10 protein-coding genes are annotated in these 22019 nt (G+C 42.1%); 7 read left to right on the top strand and 3 right to left on the bottom strand.

Annotation, left to right across the window (positions count from 1 at the left end):
* The first annotated feature begins 154 nt into the window (after window positions 1-154).
* From O2942_01755 to O2942_01725, 7 genes are all read left to right on the top strand, one after another.
* Entirely contained in the window at window positions 155-8704 is an 8550-nt protein-coding gene (locus O2942_01755; GenBank protein MDA0780971.1) for an SDR family NAD(P)-dependent oxidoreductase, read from the top strand.
* 87 nt (window positions 8705-8791) lie between these two features.
* Window positions 8792-13126: a beta-ketoacyl synthase N-terminal-like domain-containing protein gene (locus O2942_01750; GenBank protein ID MDA0780970.1), complete on the top strand. Its 4335-nt coding sequence runs from the start codon at window positions 8792-8794 to the stop codon at window positions 13124-13126.
* 18 nt (window positions 13127-13144) lie between these two features.
* Complete coding sequence (locus O2942_01745) at window positions 13145-13453, top strand: hypothetical protein (protein MDA0780969.1); 309 nt, start codon at window positions 13145-13147, stop codon at window positions 13451-13453.
* Window positions 13450-15024, top strand: coding sequence for an alkaline phosphatase family protein (locus tag O2942_01740; GenBank protein ID MDA0780968.1), 1575 nt, complete (start codon window positions 13450-13452; stop codon window positions 15022-15024). Before O2942_01745 ends, O2942_01740 begins: the two co-directional genes overlap by 4 nt.
* A 72-nt stretch (window positions 15025-15096) precedes the next feature.
* Window positions 15097-16044 (top strand): alpha/beta hydrolase, encoded by a 948-nt coding sequence (locus tag O2942_01735; GenBank protein MDA0780967.1) that lies wholly within the window; start codon window positions 15097-15099, stop codon window positions 16042-16044.
* 206 nt (window positions 16045-16250) lie between these two features.
* Entirely contained in the window at window positions 16251-17714 is a 1464-nt protein-coding gene (locus tag O2942_01730) for a hypothetical protein (protein MDA0780966.1), read from the top strand.
* Window positions 17715-17726: 12 nt separating this feature from the next.
* Complete coding sequence (locus O2942_01725) at window positions 17727-18827, top strand: hypothetical protein (protein MDA0780965.1); 1101 nt, start codon at window positions 17727-17729, stop codon at window positions 18825-18827.
* Between the two features lie 96 nt (window positions 18828-18923).
* Here O2942_01725 and O2942_01720 read toward each other — a convergent pair whose 3' ends face one another.
* Genes O2942_01720 through sdhD form a run of 3 tightly spaced genes read right to left on the bottom strand, consistent with a single transcriptional unit; the run spans window position 18924 to window position 22009 of the window.
* Window positions 18924-19724 (bottom strand): succinate dehydrogenase iron-sulfur subunit, encoded by an 801-nt coding sequence (locus O2942_01720; protein MDA0780964.1) that lies wholly within the window; start codon window positions 19722-19724, stop codon window positions 18924-18926.
* Window positions 19725-21521, bottom strand: coding sequence for a succinate dehydrogenase flavoprotein subunit (sdhA, locus tag O2942_01715; protein MDA0780963.1), 1797 nt, complete (start codon window positions 21519-21521; stop codon window positions 19725-19727).
* An 11-nt stretch (window positions 21522-21532) separates the two neighbouring features.
* Complete coding sequence (gene sdhD, locus O2942_01710) at window positions 21533-22009, bottom strand: succinate dehydrogenase, hydrophobic membrane anchor protein (GenBank protein ID MDA0780962.1); 477 nt, start codon at window positions 22007-22009, stop codon at window positions 21533-21535.
* Between the last annotated feature and the right edge of the window lie 10 nt (window positions 22010-22019).

Genomic DNA, 22019 nt, shown 5'->3' with positions numbered 1-22019 from the left:
TCTAGTTGTTTTAGTATGTTAAGTATTTTTGTTTACTGTTGCAATTTGTGTTTTTGTGTATTATAAAGCACGTTCAAAGGGTTTTAGTTTAAATATATTAACAATTGAATTGTTAATATATTAATTGAAGATTTTCTCTAAGTGTGCAATTAAAATGGGTTTTTTCGTGTCAACTTCCGGTTATAAAACTTTTGTGTACTCTCCTTCGCAATTTACTGATGCATCAATAGCAATCTCAGCTACAAGATGTGGGGAGGTCGGAATAATCGATGCAAGCTTGGATAAAGATATTGATAATATTTTTTCGTGCCTTAATAAGATAAATGATCCTGAAATAGGTGCTAAAGGTTATTGCGGGATACACTTGGGTAGGTTTGATAAAAATGTAGTTGAAAGCTTAAAACCTTATCTTGATTCAAGCTTAAAATATGTAATCATCGGTTGTAATGACGCTGAAAAGTATATTAAGGCAATAAGGGCTTTAAATAAAGATACCAAGATATTTGTTGAATATACTTCTTTTGAACTGTCGTCATATGTAGAGAAAAATGCCGATGGGATTGTTGTAAAAGGTAATGAAAGTGGCGGTTTTGTCGGTGAGGAAAGTTGTTTTATCCTTTTACAGAAATTTATCGGTAAAACAAAGCTGCCTATATTTGTAAGGGGCGGAGTAACTCCGCATGTGGCTGCCGCATGTGCCGCTATGGGAGTTGCGGGCGGAGTGTTAGATAATCAGGTTCTTTTGCTAAATGATAGTCCCGTGCAACAAAATTTACAAAGAATAATAGCCCCGTTATCGGGAAGTGAAACAGTAGCGGTAGGTAACGGTGAGTGTGGAAGTTATTTCAGAATCCTGAACCGCCCTCAGTTAAAAGAGGCTAAGGGATTTATTGAAGAAGGTGAGGATAAGTCGCATAAAGAGCTTGTTGAGCTGGTTGAAAAATATGAAATTAATTACGAAAATCCGTTAAACGGTATTTTGCCTTTCGGTCACGATATATGTTTTGCCGAAAGCTACCGAAAACAATACGGCACTGTTGCAAAGCTTATTAAAGCTATTAATTTTGCTGTTTCTTCATATGCAGATAGTATAAAAAATAACGCTCCTTTAGCGGAAAATAGCCCTTTAGCACAAGATTTAGGCATTAAATACCCGATAGTTCAAGGACCGATGACTCGTGTTTCTGATACTGCGGATTTTGCCAATTCAATCGCCGAAGGCGGTGCTTTGCCGATGCTGGCATTTGCCTTGATGAGTCCTGAAAAAATCAAAGCACTTCTACAGGAAACTAAAGAAAAATTAGGCAATAAACCTTGGGGAATAGGACTGCTTGGCTTTGTAAAGCCGCAAATGCTAAAAGAGCAGATTAATGCCGCTTTGCCGTTCAAGCCTAATTACGCAATTATTGCAGGTGGTCGTCCCGATCAGGCGGTTGAGATGGAAAAACAGGGTATTCCGTCATTCTTGCATTTGCCGTCTGCGAACTTATTGGAAAATTTCCTCAAAGGCGGTGCAAGAAGGTTTATATTCGAGGGGCGTGAGTGCGGTGGTCATATTGGTCCCCTTAGCAGCTTCACTTTGTGGAGTACCATGATTGACAGGCTGCAAACGGTTCTGGTTGAGCAAAATATCAAAGGTGAAGAAGTGCAATGCCTGTTTGCAGGCGGTATTCATGATGAGTTTTCGTCTGCAATGTTGCAGGTTATGCTTGCTCCGCTTGCTCAAAGGGGTGTTAAGCTCGGTATAATAATGGGTAGTGCTTATTTGTTCACCGAAGAAATAGTTTCAGGCGGCGGAATTGTAGAGCGGTTCCAAAAAACTGTAATTGAATGTGAGCATACGGTAAATCTTGAATCCGGTGCAGGTCATGCAAGTCGTTGTGCATATACCCCTTTTGCAAAATCGTTTTTTGAAAAGAAAAAGAATTATAAACAAAACGCAGAACTAAAAGCCGATGAGATTCGTGAGAATCTGGATAGGCTGATACTTGGTACTTTACGAGTCGCTTCTAAAGGTAAGGTGCGTAAGGGTGACGAGCTTGAAGACGTAAGCGTTAAAGACCAGCAAAAAGAGGGCATGTATATGCTGGGTCAGGTCGTTCCGCTTAGAAATAGCGTTACTAAAGTTGAGAAGTTGCATAATCAGGTTACACAAGGGGCTGCCGAGCTAATATCTAAGAAGACCGTTTCTGCTAAGGTGGAGAAAAAAGCTAAAGAAAAACAATCTGATATTGCGATAGTGGGAATAGAGGTTGCGTTACCGGGGGCAAAAAATACCGGTGAATACTGGCAGAATATTCTGAATAAAGTGGATTCGATAGTTGAGGTTCCTACGACACGTTGGGACTATAACCATTATTTTAATGAAGACCGCCATGCTAAGGATAAAGTTTACTCCAAGTGGGGTGGTTTCATGGAAGACATGGTTTTTGACCCCATGAAATACGGTATCACTCCAAAATCAATAGAGTCGGTTGACCCTATGCAGCTTATGACTTTAGAAGTCGCTAAGGCAGCTTTGGTTGATGCAGGTTTTGATGAAGAAGATGCCGAGCTTCGTAAGCGTACTGCGGTTATTATCGGTGCAAGCGGCGGTGCGGGTGATGTGGGTATGCAATATGGCATGCGTTCGGAATTGCCTAGATTTTTAGGCGAGTTGCCAAAGGAACTTGATGAAAGTTTGCCGCAATGGTCGGAGGATACTTTTGCAGGCATATTGATTAATGTTGTTGCCGGAAGGATATCTAACCGTCTTAATTTGGGTGGTGTTAATTTTACTACAGATGCGGCTTGTGCTTCTTCGCTAAGTGCCGTTTATCAATCTATTAACGAGCTGCAAAGCGGTAACTGTGATGTTGCATTAACTGGTGGCTCGGATACGGTGCAGGGTGCGTTCGGTTATATGTGCTTTAGCCAGACTCAAGCATTATCACCGACGGGGCGTTGCCGTACATTTGATGAGTCTTCAGACGGTATCGTTATCTCTGAAGGAATAGTGATGATGGTATTAAAACGCTTAGAAGATGCACAGCGTGATGGCGACAGGATATATTCGGTAATTAAAGCTATAGGCGGCGGCAGTGACGGTAAGGCAAAAGGTTTGAGCGCACCGCTCCCCGAAGGACAGTTGCAGGCTATGAACCGTGCCTATGAAAAAGCAGGATTCTCGCCAAATACCGTAAAATTATTTGAGGCGCACGGAACAGGGACTGTGGCCGGAGATACTTCCGAGTTGAAAAGTACAAGCACTTTGCTTAAAAATGCCGGAGGCAAGCCGAAAAGTGCCGTTGTCGGGTCTGTAAAGACTATGATAGGGCATACAAAAGCTACCGCAGGTGTTGCGGGTATGGCAAAAGCAGCTCTTGCCTTATATTATAAAACTCTGCCCCCACATAGAGGGGTGAGCAAGCCTAATCATGCGTTTTTAGAAGATGATATGCCGTTCTATTTAATAGATGAGGCGACTCCTTGGGTAAATGACGGCAAAAATCCACGTCGTGCCGCCGTTAGTGCATTCGGGTTCGGTGGAACTAATTTCCACGCTGTTTTAGAAGAATATACGGGTGAATATCGCAGTTGGCTGAACAAAGCCGTTTGCGATAAATGGGAAAGTGAGTTGTTTGTATTTAGCGGTGATTCGAAAGAATCTTTAATTTCAGCTTTAGAAAAAGCACAAGCCGCTATTAATTCAAACCCTGATATTTATTTGAGGGATTTTGCAAAGGCTTGTGCTAAGTCTTTTGTTAGCCCTCTCCCTAACCCTCTCCCAGAGGGAGAGGGGACTTCTGGGGCGGTGATTTCTATAGTTGCCGATAGTTTTGAAAAATTAGGTGAGAGCCTGCAAAATGCAATTTCGCATATTGCAACCGGTGATAAGCTGACCAAGGGTGCTTATTATTCGGAAGGCAAAGAGCAGGGGAAATTAGCGGTTCTATTTTCCGGTCAGGGGTCGCAATATACGGGTATGATACGTGAGTTAGCGTATAACTTCCCTGTGGTTACAGATGTTTTATCAGATGCCGATAAATGTTTAAATGAGGCTTTTGAAAAGCGTTTTGACAAAAACCTGAGTGACTTTATTTATCCGCACGGAACTTATGATGATGCTGCAAAAAAAGCTGCTGAAAAAGCTTTGACCGGTACGGATATTGCCCAGCCTGCACTTGGTGCTGTTGAGTCGGGTCTGTGGCAATTGGCTAAAGGATTCGGTATTAATGCCGATATGCTGGCAGGGCATAGCTATGGTGAGTTCGTTGCTTTATATGCGTCAGGGCAGATCAGTTTTGCAGATTTGATGAAAATATCGGAAGCACGAGGTCGCCTGATAGTTGATAAGGCAAAAGAAGCAGGATTAGAGCTTGGCACTATGGCAGCGGTAAGGGCTGATAGAAAAGACGTTGAGGCTATCATCAAAGATATTGATGGCGTTGTGGTTGCTAATCATAATTCTCCTAAACAGATAATAATATCAGGTTCTAAAGAAGGAATTAAACTGGCTTGTGAAAAACTTTCTGCAAGTGGTTGTAAAAGCGTCGCTTTGCCTGTGTCTGCTGCGTTCCACTCAAGCTTTGTTGAGCCTGCCCGCTTGTCTTTGGAAAAAGTGATAAATGAGATAAACTGGAAAGAAAATACGGATATTGCGGTTTATTCAAATAACACGGCAAAACCACATACAAATGCTAAAAAGGCAATGACCGGACATCTTACCGGTTCTGTTGAGTTCGTTGCCCAGATTGAAAATATGTATAATGACGGTGCTAGGGTTTTCCTTGAGCTTGGTCCTAAAAACGTACTTTCAAAATTAGTAGGACATATATTGGGTGATAAGAACCACACATCTATAGCTATTGACGATAATGGCGGCGGTATAAGCACAATGCTGCATGCGTTAGGGCAGTTAATCGTAAGTGGTGTTGATGTAAATATCGCTAAATTATTTGAAGGGCGTGATTGTCTTGATATAACAATTGATAAAATTGCCACGGCAAAACGTACTCCTGTAACTCCCAAACATGCTTGGTTGCTAAACGGAAGCAGGGCTAGAAAATTTGGTGAGCCTGTTAAGCAGGTAGGCATTACGGTAGAAGAATTCAAACAGCGTAAAGCTGTAGAAAATTATACCGCTCCCGTAGCGACGCAAGACTTGAAAAACGATTCTGTATCGGAAATTACAGGCACTCCTAATAGAAAATTTATTCATAAAAATATAATAAAAACTCAAACCAAACAGAGGATTAATATGAGGGACAAAAACTTTAACGGTTCCGTGACACAGGCATATTTTGACCTTGTGTCGCAGCAGCTGGACAACGCACGTGACGTTGCACTTGCAGAACTTGGTGTGGATATAGGCTCGGGACAGCAATCTCAATCGTTGCCGCAACAACAACGCCGTCCTGTAGCACCTAGACCTATAAATGCAGGTTCTGCAAGAAATGTGGCAACATTGCCTATTAAAAATGCGGCTCCTAGGAATGTAGCTTCTTTTGCCGCACCCGCTGCAAGACCTGCTGCCGTAGCAACTGCGGTAAAATCAGCTCCTGCTCCGATAGCGGCTGTTAGTGAATCTGCACAGTTGGGTTATGATAATATAAAAGATATCATCTTAAATATCGTAACTGAAAAAACAGGTTACGAAGCAGATATGATAGAGTTCAATCAGAACTTAGAGGCAGACCTTGGTGTTGATTCGATTAAGCGTGTTGATATTGTGGGCGGAGTTTTAGATTCTTTGCCTGAGTCATATAAAAATGCTCTTGGTGATGAAGGGCGTACAAAGTTAAATACTGCTACAACTTTAGATGTTATGTTGGAAGTTCTAACTTCTGCGGCGGCTAATAATAACAGCCCCAAAGCGGTTAATGTTTCAGCTTCCAAAGGTGCTGCTTTAGATGCAAATGCTATCAGTGATATCATGCTTAATATAGTAACTGAAAAAACAGGTTATGAAGCCGATATGATAGAGTTCAACCAGAACTTAGAGGCAGACCTTGGTGTTGATTCGATTAAGCGTGTTGATATCGTTGGCGGAGTTTTGGACGCTTTACCTGATGCTTATAAGAACGGTCTTGGTGAAGAAGGCAGAACCAAGCTGAACACGGCTACTACATTGCAAAATATGCTAGATATCTTGCAAAAAGCAGGAGGAGCTTCTGCCGTAAATTTTAAGTTTGCCGAGGTGAGCGAGAATATAGCTGAAACTTCTGATGTTTCTAGCTACTCGCCTCGGCTTGACAAATCCCGTGCTAAGGTCTCTGCACAAAGGGAGGCTATCCCTGCAAATGCTGCAAGAGGTCTGACTGCGGGTACTTTTTTAATTACGCAAGACAGCCTGAAAGTTTCTAAAGAGCTTGCAAAACTGATAGAGGGGCAAGGCTCTAAGGCTGTTATTGTTCCGAGTATCGCCCTTAAAGATGAGGGGGAGCTTTGGAACTGGTGTGCGGAAAACGATGCTGATATTGATGCGGTTGCAGGAATAGTACATTTATTGCCGATAGGTTCTAAGACATTGCAGTCTGATTCTTCAAAAGAGCAGTGGCAAGAACAGATATTTGCTAATGAAAAAACGCTGTTCTTATTGGTTAAGCAGTTTAACTCAAAAATTAAAAATGACGCACATATATTATCGGTCAGTTCTTTGGGCGGATTGTTCGGGCGTGAGAAAACTTGCGAGAAAGGTTTGAGCTTGCAAGGCGGAGCTGTCGGAATGATTAAGTCTTTATGCAAAGAGCGTGAGAATATCAGGGGTAGGATAGTTGACGTTGATTCTAGCCAAAAAGCTAAAGCCATAGCCGATAATATATTTGCCGAGCTTGAACTTTGCGGCGGTCGCCTTGAGGTCGGTTATCCAAAAGGTGTAAGGACTATTTTCAGGACGGTTTATACCCCGATGGACGATTTGGCAGATGAAATCAGCGATACGGGTTTGGTTGTTCTTGCAACAGGTGGTGCAAGGGGAGTGACTGCCGAGGTATTGCGTGAGGTGGCAAAAAGCGGAAATACTCTTATATTGACAGGGCGTAGCCCGTTGCCGAGTAATGATAAAATAATGCGTGATGATGCACAGGTTGCAGCACTTACCGATGAGAAGTCTCTTGCCAGACATTTTGTGAAAAACGAGTCGTTGGGGCTAGGTGAGGCACGCAAAAAAGCAAGTTCGGTATTAGCTGCAAGGGAAATTATAGACAATATTGAAGACTTTAAAAACAGCGGAGCCGAAGTTGAGTATTATGCGGTAGATGTTACCGATGAGCAGGCTATGCAGCAAATGTTTGAATCGCTTTATAAGAAATACGGCAAAATAGACGGCATAGTCCACGGTGCAGGAATTATTGAAGATAAATTCCTTGCCGATATTGAATCCGATAGCTGGTCACGTGTAGTGAATACTAAAGTTATCGGTATGTTGCTTTTGCAAAAATTCGTTGATGAGTCAAAGTTGAAGTTTTTTACAGTGTTTAGCTCGGTTGCGGGGCGTTATGGAAATAGTGGGCAAAGTAATTACGCAACGGCTAATGAGCTTATGAACCGTATTTGCAGCCAGTTGCAAAAAAACTGGAACAATAAAGTTAAGGTCAGTGCGTTATGCTGGGGACCTTGGGGTAAGACCAAATTCGGTGCCGGTATGGTAACTGAGGCGACAGAAGCAAAGTTCCGTAAGTTCGGTGTATATCTTGTGACTGCTGAGCTTGGGCGTATATTATTTCGCTATCAGGTGGCTAATTCTAAGGCAAGCGATGAGCCTGAAATCATTTGCGGTGAAGCTCCATGGGAGGAGTCCGAGGCACGTATAGGAAAGTTTCAGTTAGCAGATAATAATGCCGATATATTAGGCAAAGCGGAAGTAAACGAGATATCACAAGATGACAGCTCTATCGAAATTATCTTAAACAAAAATCAGCCATATTTGCAAGATCATATAATCGATGAAGACCCAGTTTTACCTATGGCGGTGGCTATGGAAATAATGGCTGAGGCTGTAAAAAAAGCATATGGAGAAGGCTGGCAGATATCTGAAATAAAAGATGCACAGTTGTTCAAGGGCGTATTCGTAAATAAAGAAGATTATCCGCTAATCGTGAAAATGACTATGAAATCTCACGGTATGGACGGTCATTCTATTGTGAATGCTAAAATTGTAGCAGGCGAAGGCAAGTCTTTGCCGCATTATGGAGCTACTATAGTTTTGTCGCCCGTATTATCGGAGTCGGTTGAAGAATCGCCTGAAATAATCTGGCGTGACAGCAAGTCTTTTTCTACCGATGAGGCTTATAAAGACTGGCTGTTCCACGGAAAGACATTTCAGGTTATAGAATCCATTGATGAGTTTTCCGAACAGGGGGCAAAATGCGTTGTGCGTACTACATCTCAAAGCAAATTGCTTGGTAACTCTACGGATAAAGGGTGGTTATTCGACCCTGCCGTAATTGATGCGGCTGCACATATGAGCGTATTGTGGATGGCGGTTCGCCGTGGTTTATTTGCTCTACCGATGAAGTTCGGGCGGATTATTCGTTATGCAGATTCATTGCCTGAAAAAGTAACCATGAATTATGTAGTAACAAATGAAAACTCTGAATCGATTACGGTAGATGTGTATTTTACCGATTCGGAAGGCAGGTTATTGCTCAATATAGAGTCGATGCAGCATGTAGTTAGCAAAAACCATAAAGTAGGCGTGAAGAAGGATAAGTTGGTGGCTTGATTTTTTAAATAAAATGTTATCCCTGAACAATTCGGTGATGACAAGAGATAAAGGGAATTGAGAGAGTAATTCAGGATATAAAAATATATGAATAAAAATTCAAATAAAATTAAAGAGTCAAAAGAGCTGATAGCAGTAATCGGTATGGAGTGTATTTTCCCCAAAGCTCCAAATATGAAAGTCTATTGGCAAAATATCTTAAATAAAGTAAACGCCGTTGGTGAGCCGCTTGATATATGGCATGCCGACCACTATCTTGATAACGGTTATATATCAACTTCTAAGGGTGGATATTTAAAAGATTTGTATAGGTTCAACCCTGCCGAGTTCGGAGTTATGCCCACGGCGGTAGATGGTGGCGAACCTGACCAGTTCATAGCCTTACAGGTTGCTAAAAGGGCTTTGGAAGATGCAGGAGAGCAATATTTACACCCCGATTATAACCACCGTGATACGGGAATCATATTGGGGCATAGTACATACTTACACCGTGGTCAGGTAAACGGGGCACAGCATTATGTAGCCGTAGACCAGACAATTGAAATATTAAAGCTTGTTCTACCGTCAATGACAGATGAACAAAGCAAGCAGTTATATAAATTATTATCGGCTCAGTTACCGAGATTTAATGCCGATACATGTCCTGCTATGGTTCCCAACGCCATGACGGGGCGTATTGCAAACAGGCTTAATTTTACAGGCCCTAACTATATTTTAGATGCCGCTTGTGCATCTTCGCTTTTATCTATAGGAGCTGCGATTGAGGAGCTTAGAAGCGGAAGAAGTCGTATGATGCTGGCAGGGGGGATTAATGCCGCATTGCCTGCTGAGGTTGATATTATTTTTACCCTACTTGATGCGTTAAGCAAAAAAGGCATGTTAACCCCGTTTTCAAAAGATAGTGACGGTACGTTGCTTGGTGAGGGAGCCGGTGTTATTGTTTTGAAAAGATTATCTGATGCATTAGAAGATGGCGACCGCATATATTCTGTTGTGCATGGGGTAGGGCAGTCAAGTGACGGCAGGGGGCATGGTCTGCTTGCACCAAGCGCCGAAGGTGAGGCTCTTGCCATGAGCCGTGCTTATGAAGATAGCGGTATAGACCCAAGTACTATAGGGCTGATTGAGGCACATGGGACGGGAATAGCACTGGGTGATAAAACCGAGATAAGTTCGTTAAAGCAGATTTTCGGTGAGCGTTTGGGTGAACAGGGAAATATTGCAGTCGGTTCTGTAAAATCAATGATTAGCCACTGTATCCCTGCGGCGGGTGCGGCAAGTTTCATAAAAACTAGCCTTGCACTTTATCATAAGATATTGCCGCCTACTTTGTGTAATGAAGTTAATCCTGAGCTTGGTATTAGTGATACCGCTTTATATGTTAACACGGAGGCGAAGCCTTGGATAAGCAAAGATGATGAGCCTTGCCGTGCTGCCATTAACTCATTTGGTTTTGGCGGTGTTAATGCTCATGCGATTTTGGAGGAAGCTCCTGCTAACTCAAACCGACCGAAGAAGTGTTCAGCTTGGGAATTCGAGTTATTTGTATTTAAGGGGAAAAATGCCTCGCAGATACAAACACAGCTTGAGGAAGTGCAGAATTTTATATCTAAAAGAGATGATGTTTTAATTGAAGATGTTGCATTTACAGTTCTTGATAAGGCTTTAAATAATAAGGGTAGTTGCCGCCTTGCTATTATGGCGGGTGACTTGGGCGAGCTTAGCAAAAAAATTGATAACGCAAAGAAAAAGCTTGATAAGGGTGACGCTCCTTTTGCGGGTAAAAATGGTGTTGTGTATAGCAACCGACCTGTAGAGGGTAAGGTTGGTTTCATGTTCCCCGGTGAAGGTTCGCAATATATTAATATGTTGTCGGATTTGGCGATGCATTTTGAACCTGTAAGGAAGTGGTTTGGTTTTTGGCACGGTTTATATGATGAAACACCCGGCTCAAGGCGTACCGATATAGTGTTCCCTGTACAAAGTGAGCTGACGGAACAGCGTAAAGCATATGTAGAAAAGCGTATCCATGATATGGATATCGGTTCGGAAGCTGTTTTTGTCGGTGGTCAGGCGATGTTCGACCTTATCAGGCATTTTGATGTAGAGCCTGATGTTATGGTAGGGCATAGCAGCGGTGAATCAGGAGCGTTGGTAGCATCTAGGGCTATACCTTGGAGGAACAGAAAAGAACTTGCCGAGCTGGTAAGGGAGGTAAACAGGTTTTACCGCATAATTGAAGAAGAAGGCGGAATTGAGCGTGGTGTTCTGATGGCAATTGCTCTTATCAGTCAGGAGAAAATCCAAAAGCATCTTGAGGGAACTAAGGTTGTAATTGCAATGGAAAACTGCCCTACGCAAACTATAGTATATGGTAGTGTAGAAGATATAGACGAGCTTGCAAAAGTTCTGATAAAAGAAGGTGCTATATGTGAAAAGCTTCCGTTTGATAGGGGGTATCATACCGAAGCATTTGCTCCGATGAAAGATTCTTTCCATAAATATTATGAGGATAACAATCTGGTTTGCCCTGAAATTCCTCTATATTCATGTGCATCTGCCGATTTGTTCCCTAAAGACCCTAAGGAGGCACAAAGCCTTGCGGCGGCTCAATGGATAAAGAAAGTGCGTTTTGTCGATACTGTTGAAAAAATGTATGAAGACGGAGTGCGTTACTTTATTGAGGTTGGTCCGTCTAGCAAACTTGCCGCATTTGCGGAGCAGATTTTAAGGAAAAATAAGACGGATAAGGAATGTGTGATTTCCTCAAGTAATATTGAGAGCAAACCCGGATTGTTCCAATTCCTGAATTTGGCAGCCTTGTTATTTGTTAATGATAAATTCAACGTAGAAAAGCTTTTTGCCGACAGGGAAGTTCAGCTATTAGACTTTAGTAAGTTGGAAAAAGAAAAGCTAAAAGGTATATTCCTAGATAGTAATCTGCCACGCTTGAAAGCTACTGACGAGCTAAGAGAATTTTTCCAAAAAATTACTCCTGTAAATCAAATTTTGCAACAAGCCCCGATTGCTTCGGGTGAAGATATTTACGCCGAACACAGACCTTTTATAAGCGAGATTAAAGAGCTTACGGCAGATAAATTTATAGGTTCATGTTATCTATCAGCTTTTGAAGATAAGTTTTTGCAAGACCACACTTTATCAGGTGCGGTATCTGATGTTGATCCTAACCTTTTCGGACTTCCTTGTGTGCCTTTGATGGTATCTTTGGAGATTATGGCTCAGGGCTGCTCGGCTTTGGCGGGTAGTATCGATTTAAGGGTTATCGAAGACATACGTACATTCAACTGGATAGCTTTAGATAGCGGTGAAGTTAATCTTGAGATAAGGGTTAATAAGCTGCAAGGAAAAGAAAACGGATATTTTGCAGAGCTTTATAATAACGGCAGCAAGGTAATGAATGCTAATTATTACTTTGGTGAAACTGCCGATTATATATGTGAGGCATTGCCTGATTTTGAAGCAAAACAAGAGCCGTACAGATGGTCGGGTGAATATGAGATGTATGGTTGCGGAATGTTCCACGGTTCTATATTCCAGACTATACGTTATGTTGACAAGTGGAATGATAACGCAATCGAGGCGGAGCTTTCCACTGCAAGCCTGAATGGATTTTTCAGGGACGGAGAAACCCCTAAGATGGTATTGAATCCTGCTTTGATGGATTCACTAAACCAGCTAACGGCATTTTGGGTAGCAAATAAAGTAGGGCCGGATTTTAATAATTTCCCTTCAAAAGTCGAACGTATGGAGTTTTATTCACAGTGTCCGCAGGATATTGAGGGACTTAGAAACGGGGCTATAAGAAAAGAGTCGGACGCAACGGGTGCGGACGGTATTTGGGATATTGAATGTAATGACGCAAGCGGCAACCCTGTCATAAGGGTAAAAGGCTTGCAAAATATATTCTTTGATGTGCCTTATAACTTCTATACATGCCGTACAAGTCCTCTTGAGGGGTGGCTTGGCAATCCTGTTGAGTCAGATGACGCAAGTATAAACTGGCATTTGGAATATCTGCCGAATAGTTTTTGTACCCAGTCAAGCGGAGTATTATTGCGTGCATATGCATATTGCATATTGAACATTCAGGAGCGTGAGCAGTGGAACGGTTTGAATGTAGATATTGCTACAAAACGCTCTTGGATATTTCAAAGGGCGTGTGTAAAAGAAGCCGTACGCTATCATATATATCAGCAAACCGGTGAATTGTTATATCCAAGCGATATAGAAGTGTATGCCGATACAAACGGTCAATATTATGTTGACGGTTGGTGGTGTCAAGACGATGAATATTTCATTATCGATGCACCGCAATTGACGATTCAGGCAGGTAATGATGAGTGTTTCGTTTCAGTTGATGAATGCGAAGAAGATTATGAATTACAACAACATATAGGATAATAAGTAAGGAGGTCGATTGTGACTAAAACAGTAGAACAAGTGGTTATCGGACTAGTCGAGGAATTTGTAGATGATTGGGGACTGGACGATGTGGAGGTAAGTAAAAATACAAAGATTAAGGAAGATATCGGTTTCGATTCATCGGATACTATGCAGCTATTTGCGGCAATAGCCGAGCATTATAACCATGTAGAGTTCAAATTTCAGGAGCTTGTGGTTCAGGACGATAAGTTCGTAGATGATCTAAGCTTAGGACAGATAATTGTTTTCGTTTTGAAAACATTAAATTCAAATACACAAAATACACAGGAGAGTAACGTAGCATGACCAAAACACTATTTTTAGGAATGGACGGTTCAACATTCACAATATTAAATGAACTAACGTCCGGTGATAATCCTGTAATGCCATTTATGGCACAAATATTTAAACAAGGTGCAAGAGGAAAGTTGCTTTCTACCCCTAATCCGCTAACACCTCCTGCGTGGGTGTCTTTGATGACGGGCAGAAGTCCGGGTAACCACGGTCTATACGACTTTTTGAAAACTACGGAAGTGGGCGGAGAATTATATACCGAATTATATAGTGCTACCGACTGTCAGGTTGAAATGATATGGTCTATAGCATCACGTCAGGGCAAAAGGGTTGCGGCACTTAACCTTCCTTTTACCGCACCTCCTCCAAGAGATATTAACGGTGTTATCCTTCCCGGATTTATTCCGTGGAAGCACTTGAGAAGAAACACTCAGCCTAAAGATTTTTATACCAGTTTGAAGGAAAATCTTCCGGGATTTGACCCTAAAGAATTGGCATGGGATTTTGAAAGAGAAGAAAAATCAGTGCAACACCTGACTGACGAAGAGCGTAAGAATTGGGTAATCTACCACCTGCCGAGAGAAGAACAGTGGTTTAACGTTGCCAAATACGTATTGCAAAATGAGAATACCGACCTTATGGCGGTGATGTTTGACGGTACGGATAAATTACAGCATCAGATATGGAGGTTTATCGCTCCGGGCTTAGAGCCTGCCGAGCCTGATGCTTATTATGATGAAATGCGTGAGATTTCATTAAAATATTTCTCACTGCTTGACGGCTACCTAAAAGACCTGATAGAGACTGCGGGGGAGGATACTCAGGTGTTTATGGCATCTGACCACGGTTTTACCACTCAGTATGAAGCAGTTAGAATTAACTCATATTTAAAGGAAAAAGGTTACTTAAAATATAAAGATAACCCGGACCCGACCAAGAGCGATTTCCTTTCAACTGTCGATGTTAGTAAAAGTATAGCTTACTGCAAAACTTCTTCAAGTAACGGTATAAATATACGTATAGCACGTACGGCAGGTGAGACCGGAGTGAAACCTGAAGAATATAAAGAAGTGCGTGAAAAACTTATCTATGACTTAGAACAGCTTGTAGATAAAGATACGGGTGAGCGTATTATTACCGATATAACCGTTAGGGAAGAGGCTTTTCCGGGGCTTGCCATGGGCGAGGCTCCCGACCTGTTGCTTACATTGCGTGACCATGGATTCGTATCTACAAGAGATGAGTTGCCTGTAGTACAAAAACTTAGCCAACCTATCGGTACGCACCACCCTGAGGGCGTGTTTATTGCTTATGGACCGGGTATTAAAAAAGGCGTTGTTATAGAAGACCGTAATATCGTTGATGTTGCCGCTACGTTATTATATAGCGTCGGCTTGCCTGTTCCGTCTGATTTTGAAGGACAGGTTCCGACATCGGTATTTACCGAAGAGTATTTAAAAGAGAATCCTATCCGGATAGGTGCTGAAACATTGCCTCCTGTTAACTCTGCGACTAAGGATATGTCGCCTGAGGAAAAGCAGTCTTTGTTGGCACAGCTATCTGCACTTGGGTATGCGGAGTAGTTATTTTTTAATCCCTCACACTAACCCTCTCCCACGGGGAGAGGGGATTTAATTATAAGACATTAAGGAATTATGCCGGTTTTAAATATTAACGAAACTAAAATAAATTGTACCCAACTAGCATATAAGGGCGAGGGGAAGCCGGAAGATATTGTAATGGTGCATGGGCTTGCGTCCAATATGGCTTTCTGGCTGGGTGATTATGCACAACAGTTTTCAGATAAGTTTCGTGTTACGTTATTTGACCTTCGCGGTCACGGAAGGTCAGGTTTGACCGATAGCGGATATACGGCTCAAAATTTGTCAATGGATTTAAAAGAGCTGCTAGATAGTTTGGGCATTGATAAAGCACATTTTGTGGCACATAGTTTTGGCGGCGTTGTCGCTATGAATTATGTGTATGAGAATCCTCAAACGGTTTCGTCGCTGGTTTTGATGGATACCCAGATTAATATAGGACGTGCCTTAGCCAAAAGCAACGGCTGGAGTGCTGCGAACGCATTGCAGGTGGCCTTAAAGGAAAGCGGCATAAATATTGATACGAAACACCATTATTTTGGTTATCATTTGATGACGGAAGTTGCCCGATTTAAAAAAACGGGTACTCCGATACCTGAAAAATTATATCCGTGGGTGCAAAGGATATTCGAAGGTAACAGTCCTAGAACCGCCGAAAAATGGCTGGATTTGATGGAAAACACAAAAGCATTAGATGAATTGACAGGTAACGATAATTTATCGGCTAATAATTTATATAAAATAAAATGTCCGGTTTTAGCGATTTATGGAGAAAACTCCCATTCAATGGCTACGGCTAATTACCTGAACACACTTTGGTCGGATAAGGATTTTGTTTCAATTAAAGGTGCGGGACATTTCTTCCCGAAGGCATCGCCTAAAATGGTTATGGAGCTTTGTGAGGCTTTTTGGGAAAAAGAAGGTTTAGATGATTTGATTAATAATTACGAGTGCTTAAACTATATTTCATACTCGGAAGACGGCTCGAAAAAGGTTTTGTGAGTTTTGATTTTTTACTAATTATGTCATCCTACGGAAAAAATTTAGTAAAATTTTTTACCGTGAGATCCAATTTGAAAAGTTTAGGAAAACTTTTCAATATCTAAAAAGTTTCCTAACTTTTTAGAATGTGGATTCCACTATAATTTGTTTTACTAAACAAATTCGTGGAATGACAAAGATGCTATAAAACAATTTGGAGATATTTTTTGCAGGAACATATAGGTCAACGCACAGATGCTAACAGAGCAGGCGTATGGCCGGGACTAAGTGAGGAGGATTTTGAGCTTATCGCCAAGCAGGGTTTTGGTGACGGCACAAATGCCTATGCTCATTCTATGGCTTGGTTCAAGGGAAACCTATATGTAGGCACTACCAGAGGTAATTTTGCCCTGATGAGAAAAAGGTTGCCTATCGGTATGGATCCATGGCCTATCGAGTGTCCTAAAGACCCTTTTGACCTTGGGCTTAATTCAGAGATATGGCGTTATAACCCGAAGAATAAAAGCTGGAAAAAAGTTTATAGATCGCCTGATATCATGGGAAGTAACGGAAAAATAATACCTGAGTCTTTAGGGCATCGCGGCATGGTGGTGTTTAAAGACGCATTATATGTTACTACATGGTCTCCTGCGGCGGGTCCCGGGCCTTTGATACTAAGGAGTGAAGACGGGATTAATTATGAGGTTACATGTGAACCCGGTTTGATGGGGTTGCCTGTAACAGCTATCAGGACGATGGTAGAGCATAAAGACAAGCTTTATACTACGCCTTCAGGTTCAAGAGGCGGTAATCCGAATGTTGCTTCACATTCAATAGTGTATGAAAGTGCAGACCCTGCCAACGGTAATTGGGTTCCTGCCAGTGATTTTGGTTTTGGTGATGCGGAAAATAAAACCGTTTTTGAAATGGTTTCTTTTGGTGAATATCTGTATGTAGGTACTTTTAATCTGGAAGGATTTCAGGTGTGGCGTTCCGATATGGAAGGCGAAAAGCCGTATAGATGGGAAAAGGTAATTGAAAAAGGTGCTTACAGAGGAGAAGAAAATCAGATAGCTTGCAGTATGATGCCTTTTAAAGGGGCGTTATATGTAGGCAGTGCAATACAAGGCGGCGGTGTTGATACGCAAAATAAGGTAGGGCCTGCGGCATCGGAATTAATAAGGATAAATACCGATGGCAGTTGGGATTTGATAGTGGGGACTGAGCGTGATACCCCCGACGGCTACAAAAAACCTTTGTCCGGCTGGGCAGAGGGTTTTGATAACTGGTTTGCAGGATATTTCTGGCGTATGTGTGAGCATGACGGCTGGTTGTATCTTTCTACGTTTGACTGGAGTGTAACGCTTCCATATGCAAAGCGTGAAGGGTGGCCGCAGGAATTTTGTAACGTAATGAATAATCTGGGGAATGAATTTATCCTTAGGAATAATGCAGGTTGTGGTGTATATAGAAGCTTCGATGGAGAAAACTGGGTACGTGTAACAAATAACGGTATGTCAAACCCTTACAATATAGGAATAAGGACTTTTGCGTCAACACCATATGGTTTATTTGTCGGTACGGGGAATTTGTTCGGTCCTAAAGTATGGTCGTTTAAAGAAGAGCGTTATGTAAATAATCCGCGTGGCGGGTGCGAGGTGTTCCTCGGAAATAAGAAAAAAGCGTTTTGATAAGAGGTTATAATGAGAAACCAATCGGATATACAAAGTGAAGAGCGTCAGGTTTTTATAATTCCGCCGGTTATCGTCAAAGATATAGGCGGTAAAAAACTATCGCTTTTGCGAGCTAAAGGTTCGGGTGAATATCATCTGGAACTGGGAGAAGATGTTATATTCAAATTAAAGGAATGGGAATATCACGCCTTGAACGCATTATTTTCATTTGGCGGTGATAAATACGATACGTTACTTGTAAATACTAATGACAGGTTCGGTCTTAGCCTTACACGGTATGACATAGACGTGTTGTTGGACAGGATAGCAAAGAGAAAACTTTTTGATAAAGATAACGCACCCAAACACCCTCTTACCAAGCCTTTTTATGACGGTACTGCAAAAATAGAAAATATTGCCGGTAAAACGGCTAATAATAATTTTACTGCCGGAGTTAGAAAAACGGTATCGGGTAATTATAATTTTAAGGAAAAAATTACTTCTATTTACTCAAGGATTAAAGCTGATGCAAAAGCTTTCTTTAAAGCAAGTGAACAATTTGCCGATGAGATGCAAAGTGATGATGAGTTCAAAGATATTCAGATAGAGCCTGAGGCTGCAAAATTCACGGTGTTATTTAATCCGATGAGGTTTTTAAGAAAGCATAATTCTCTGATATCAAAAGGGCGTTATCCTCTTTACGCATTACCGGTATTATTTATTGCCGCACTTGTGATACTTTCAAATAACCCGCAAATGATAAGCCATGACCTGCCGAGTGCTATAAGCGGTTTCGGACTTGTTGCCCACTTACTTTTAGGGTTGGTAACCGTAAGTGCTTTTGTTACATTCGCAACTTCTGCCGTTGCATTTTCTTATACGGCAACGGTTAAAGCGATATCGGTAGTTTACTTTTTCGGGTTTATCCCTCGTTTTATACCTGTGATAGAAGATACGGAAAAACTCAGCCGTGAGCAAAAAATGTGGGTTCACGCAACCTCATTGCTGGCACGTTTGGGGGTATTCAGTCTTTCTGTGTTAATGTGGTATAACTCAAGGCATCTGGGTGGAGTTATATTGGCGATAATAAAGATGCAGGTTCGCAATTCCTTATGCTTGCAGAGCAAATAGACGCAAGGGAAAGCAAGACAAAAACTAAGAAATAGAGAGTAAAACCTGAAAAAACTCAGACTTCACAATTCAATCTTTAGGTACAATAGTCTTTGACTATCCTTGTCGTTCAACCATCATTTTCTTAATTTCTGCTATAGCCTTGCCCGGATTTAATCCTTTAGGACATGTATTGGCACAATTCATGATAGTATGGCAGCGATAAAGCTTGAACGGGTCTTCCAGTGCATCAAGGCGTTCGCCCGTATATTCGTCACGGCTGTCGATAATCCAGCGGTAAGCCTGCATTAGAACGGCCGGCCCTAAGTATTTGTCGGAATTCCACCAATAGCTAGGGCAACTTGCCGAGCAACATGCACATAATATACACTCATATAGTCCGTCAAGCTTATCCCTGTCTTCGGGTGATTGCAGCCTCTCGGAATTAGACGGGGCAGGGGAGTCGGTTTTCAACCAAGGCTCAATTGATTCATATTGAGCATAAAAATTCGTCAGATCGGGAACCAAGTCTTTTATAACCGGCATATGCGGAAGCGGATAAATATTGATATCGCCCTTTATCTCGTCACAACCTTTTGTACATGCTAGTGTATTAGTGCCGTCAATATTCATTGCACAACTACCGCAAATTCCTTCACGGCAAGAGCGGCGTAAGGTCAGGGTGCTATCCGTTTCGTTCTTAATTTTTAGAAGTGCGTCAAGCACCATAGGACCGCAACTATCAAGGTCTACTTCGTAAGTATCAATGGTAGGGTTCTTAGGCTCGCCATTGTCATCAAGATTTTCAGGATCCCAACGATAAACTTTTACCTTACGGATATTAGTAGCCCCCTCAGGTGCTTTTACATATTTACCCTTTGAAATTTTCGAGTTTCTCGGCAATGCAAATTCAACCATCTAATACACCCTCTTCTTAAGCGGTACAACCTGAACTTCGTTACTTAATGTGTTCATGTGAACCGGTCTGTAATCAATTTTTACTTTACCCTTGTCACTTATCCATGCAGTAGAATGTTTATGCCAGTTTTTGTCGTCCCTGTCAGGGTAATCCTCACGGGCGTGAGCTCCACGGCTTTCTTTTCTGTTTAACGCACATGCTAGGGTAACAACTGCCTGTGAGCGTAAGTTATCAAGCTCCAATGCTTCTACCAATTCGCTATTCCATGTCATGCCACGGTCGGATATACCTATATCGCTATAGCTTTCATATACATTCGTTATTTTATCAAGACCTTCTTGCAGGCTGGTTTCTTCACGGAAAACCGCCGCATGATCCTGCATTGTCACCTGCATGTTGTCACGTATTTTAGCGGTGGACATTTTGCCTTTTGAATGCCTTATCTTGTCAAGGCGTGCTATGGCATTATCACCTGCATTTTCAGGTAAAACCTTATGTGACTGACCCGGTTTTATGATTTCCTTTGCTTGCAGTGCCGCCGCACGACCGAACACTACCAGATCAAGAAGTGAATTAGAACCCAAGCGGTTTGCACCATGCACCGATACACAGCCTGCCTCACCGATTGCCATAAGCCCCGGAATCACAGCCTCTTTATCCTTGCCTCTTGTAGTTACCACCTCACATTTATAGTTGGTCGGAATACCGCCCATATTATAGTGAACCGTAGGCAGAACAGGGATAGGCTGTTTTGTAACGTCAACACCTGCAAATATTCTTGCACTTTCTGCGATACCCGGAAGTTTCTTATGAATAACTTCATCTTCTAAATGGTCAAGATGTAAGTATATATGATCTTTTTTGTCACCTACGCCACGTTTTTCACGAATTTCAATAGTCATTGCACGGCTCACAACGTCACGAGAAGCCAAATCTTTTGCCGATGGTGCGTAACGCTCCATGAAGCGTTCACCTTCGGAGTTTACAAGATATCCGCCTTCACCCCTTACACCTTCGGTTATTAAACAGCCTGCACCGTAAATTCCAGTAGGGTGGAATTGTACGAATTCCATATCTTGTAACGGCAATCCTGCACGTGCAACCATTCCGCCGCCGTCACCTGTGCATGTGTGTGCAGATGTGCATGAAAAATACGCACGTCCATATCCGCCCGTAGCCAAAACAACCAGTTGAGCTCTAAAGCGGTGTATTTTTCCGTCATCTAAGTTCCATGCCATAACACCACGGCAAACGCCTTCTTCGTCCATAATCAAATCAAGGGCGAAATATTCAATAAAGAATTTTGCGTTATGACGCAGTGCCTGTGTGTATAATGTATGAAGTATCGCATGACCTGTACGGTCAGCCGCAGCACATGTTCTTTGTGCCGCTTTGCCCTCGCCGTAATGAGTGGTCATTCCACCGAACGGTCTTTGATAAATCTTACCTTCATTTGTACGTGAAAACGGTACGCCGTATTGTTCAAGCTCTAAGATAGCTGCCGGAGCTTCTTTACACATATATTCGATTGCGTCCTGATCGCCTAACCAGTCGGAACCTTTTACAGTGTCATACATATGCCAACGCCAGTCATCGTCACCCATATTACCGAGAGCCGCACTTATTCCGCCTTGTGCAGCAACCGTATGGCTGCGAGTCGGGAATACCTTGCTTAGGCATGCCGTAGAAAGTCCTGCCTGTGCCATGCCGAATGTTGCACGAAGCCCTGCACCGCCTGCACCGACTACCACTACATCATATTCATGCTCAACTATTTCATAGGCTTTATTTGCCATAATTAACCCTATTAACGCTTATGTTTATCACAATTTTCATATTTCGTGCCATCTGCTTTTTGATGGCTGCCGTAAGGGCAGTTTTCTTTGCCTGCCGGCTTTACGGTTTTTGCTTCCCCGGTATGGAAAGTAATAACTGCAAGAACTGCCGCCACTGCCGTTACCGCTGTAAAAAAATTAGCTCCGATAATCAGGAAGTTCTTGCCGCAACCGCAATGAACATAATCCTCCACGATAACTCGAAATCCCATAGCTCCGTGATATAATGCTACGCATATAAATAATACCATTCCTATTGCATTGAAAGGATTGGCAAATATATCAATGAATCTATCTGCACCGGTGCTTGCTTTAATGACATTCAATATGAACCATATTACAAGGGGTATTAGTGCTAAAGCTGTAACGCGCTGCATCCACCAGTGATGTGAGCCGCTTTTTGCAGAACCCAAACCCTTAACCCTTCCTAAAGGAGTACGTAAATCCATTTAAAAAACC

It is taken from the genome of Pseudomonadota bacterium, from assembly GCA_027620075.1.
Classification (GTDB): Bacteria; Pseudomonadota; Alphaproteobacteria; order Rickettsiales; family UBA6187; genus 1-14-0-20-39-49.
The sequence above is the reverse complement of the archived record's forward strand: the minus strand, read 5'-3'. Positions and strand labels throughout refer to the sequence as shown.

What these genes read in the sequence shown, in the direction of transcription:
- O2942_01740 (MDA0780968.1), top strand. Translation starts at nt 13,450, where the DNA reads ATGACCAAAACACTATTTTTAGGAATGGACGGTTCAACATTCACAATA.
- O2942_01720 (MDA0780964.1), bottom strand. Translation starts at nt 19,724, where the DNA reads ATGGTTGAATTTGCATTGCCGAGAAACTCGAAAATTTCAAAGGGTAAA.
- sdhD (MDA0780962.1), bottom strand. Translation starts at nt 22,009, where the DNA reads ATGGATTTACGTACTCCTTTAGGAAGGGTTAAGGGTTTGGGTTCTGCA.
- sdhA (MDA0780963.1), bottom strand. Translation starts at nt 21,521, where the DNA reads ATGGCAAATAAAGCCTATGAAATAGTTGAGCATGAATATGATGTAGTG.
- O2942_01750 (MDA0780970.1), top strand. Translation starts at nt 8,792, where the DNA reads ATGAATAAAAATTCAAATAAAATTAAAGAGTCAAAAGAGCTGATAGCA.
- O2942_01755 (MDA0780971.1), top strand. Translation starts at nt 155, where the DNA reads ATGGGTTTTTTCGTGTCAACTTCCGGTTATAAAACTTTTGTGTACTCT.
- O2942_01725 (MDA0780965.1), top strand. Translation starts at nt 17,727, where the DNA reads ATGAGAAACCAATCGGATATACAAAGTGAAGAGCGTCAGGTTTTTATA.
- O2942_01735 (MDA0780967.1), top strand. Translation starts at nt 15,097, where the DNA reads ATGCCGGTTTTAAATATTAACGAAACTAAAATAAATTGTACCCAACTA.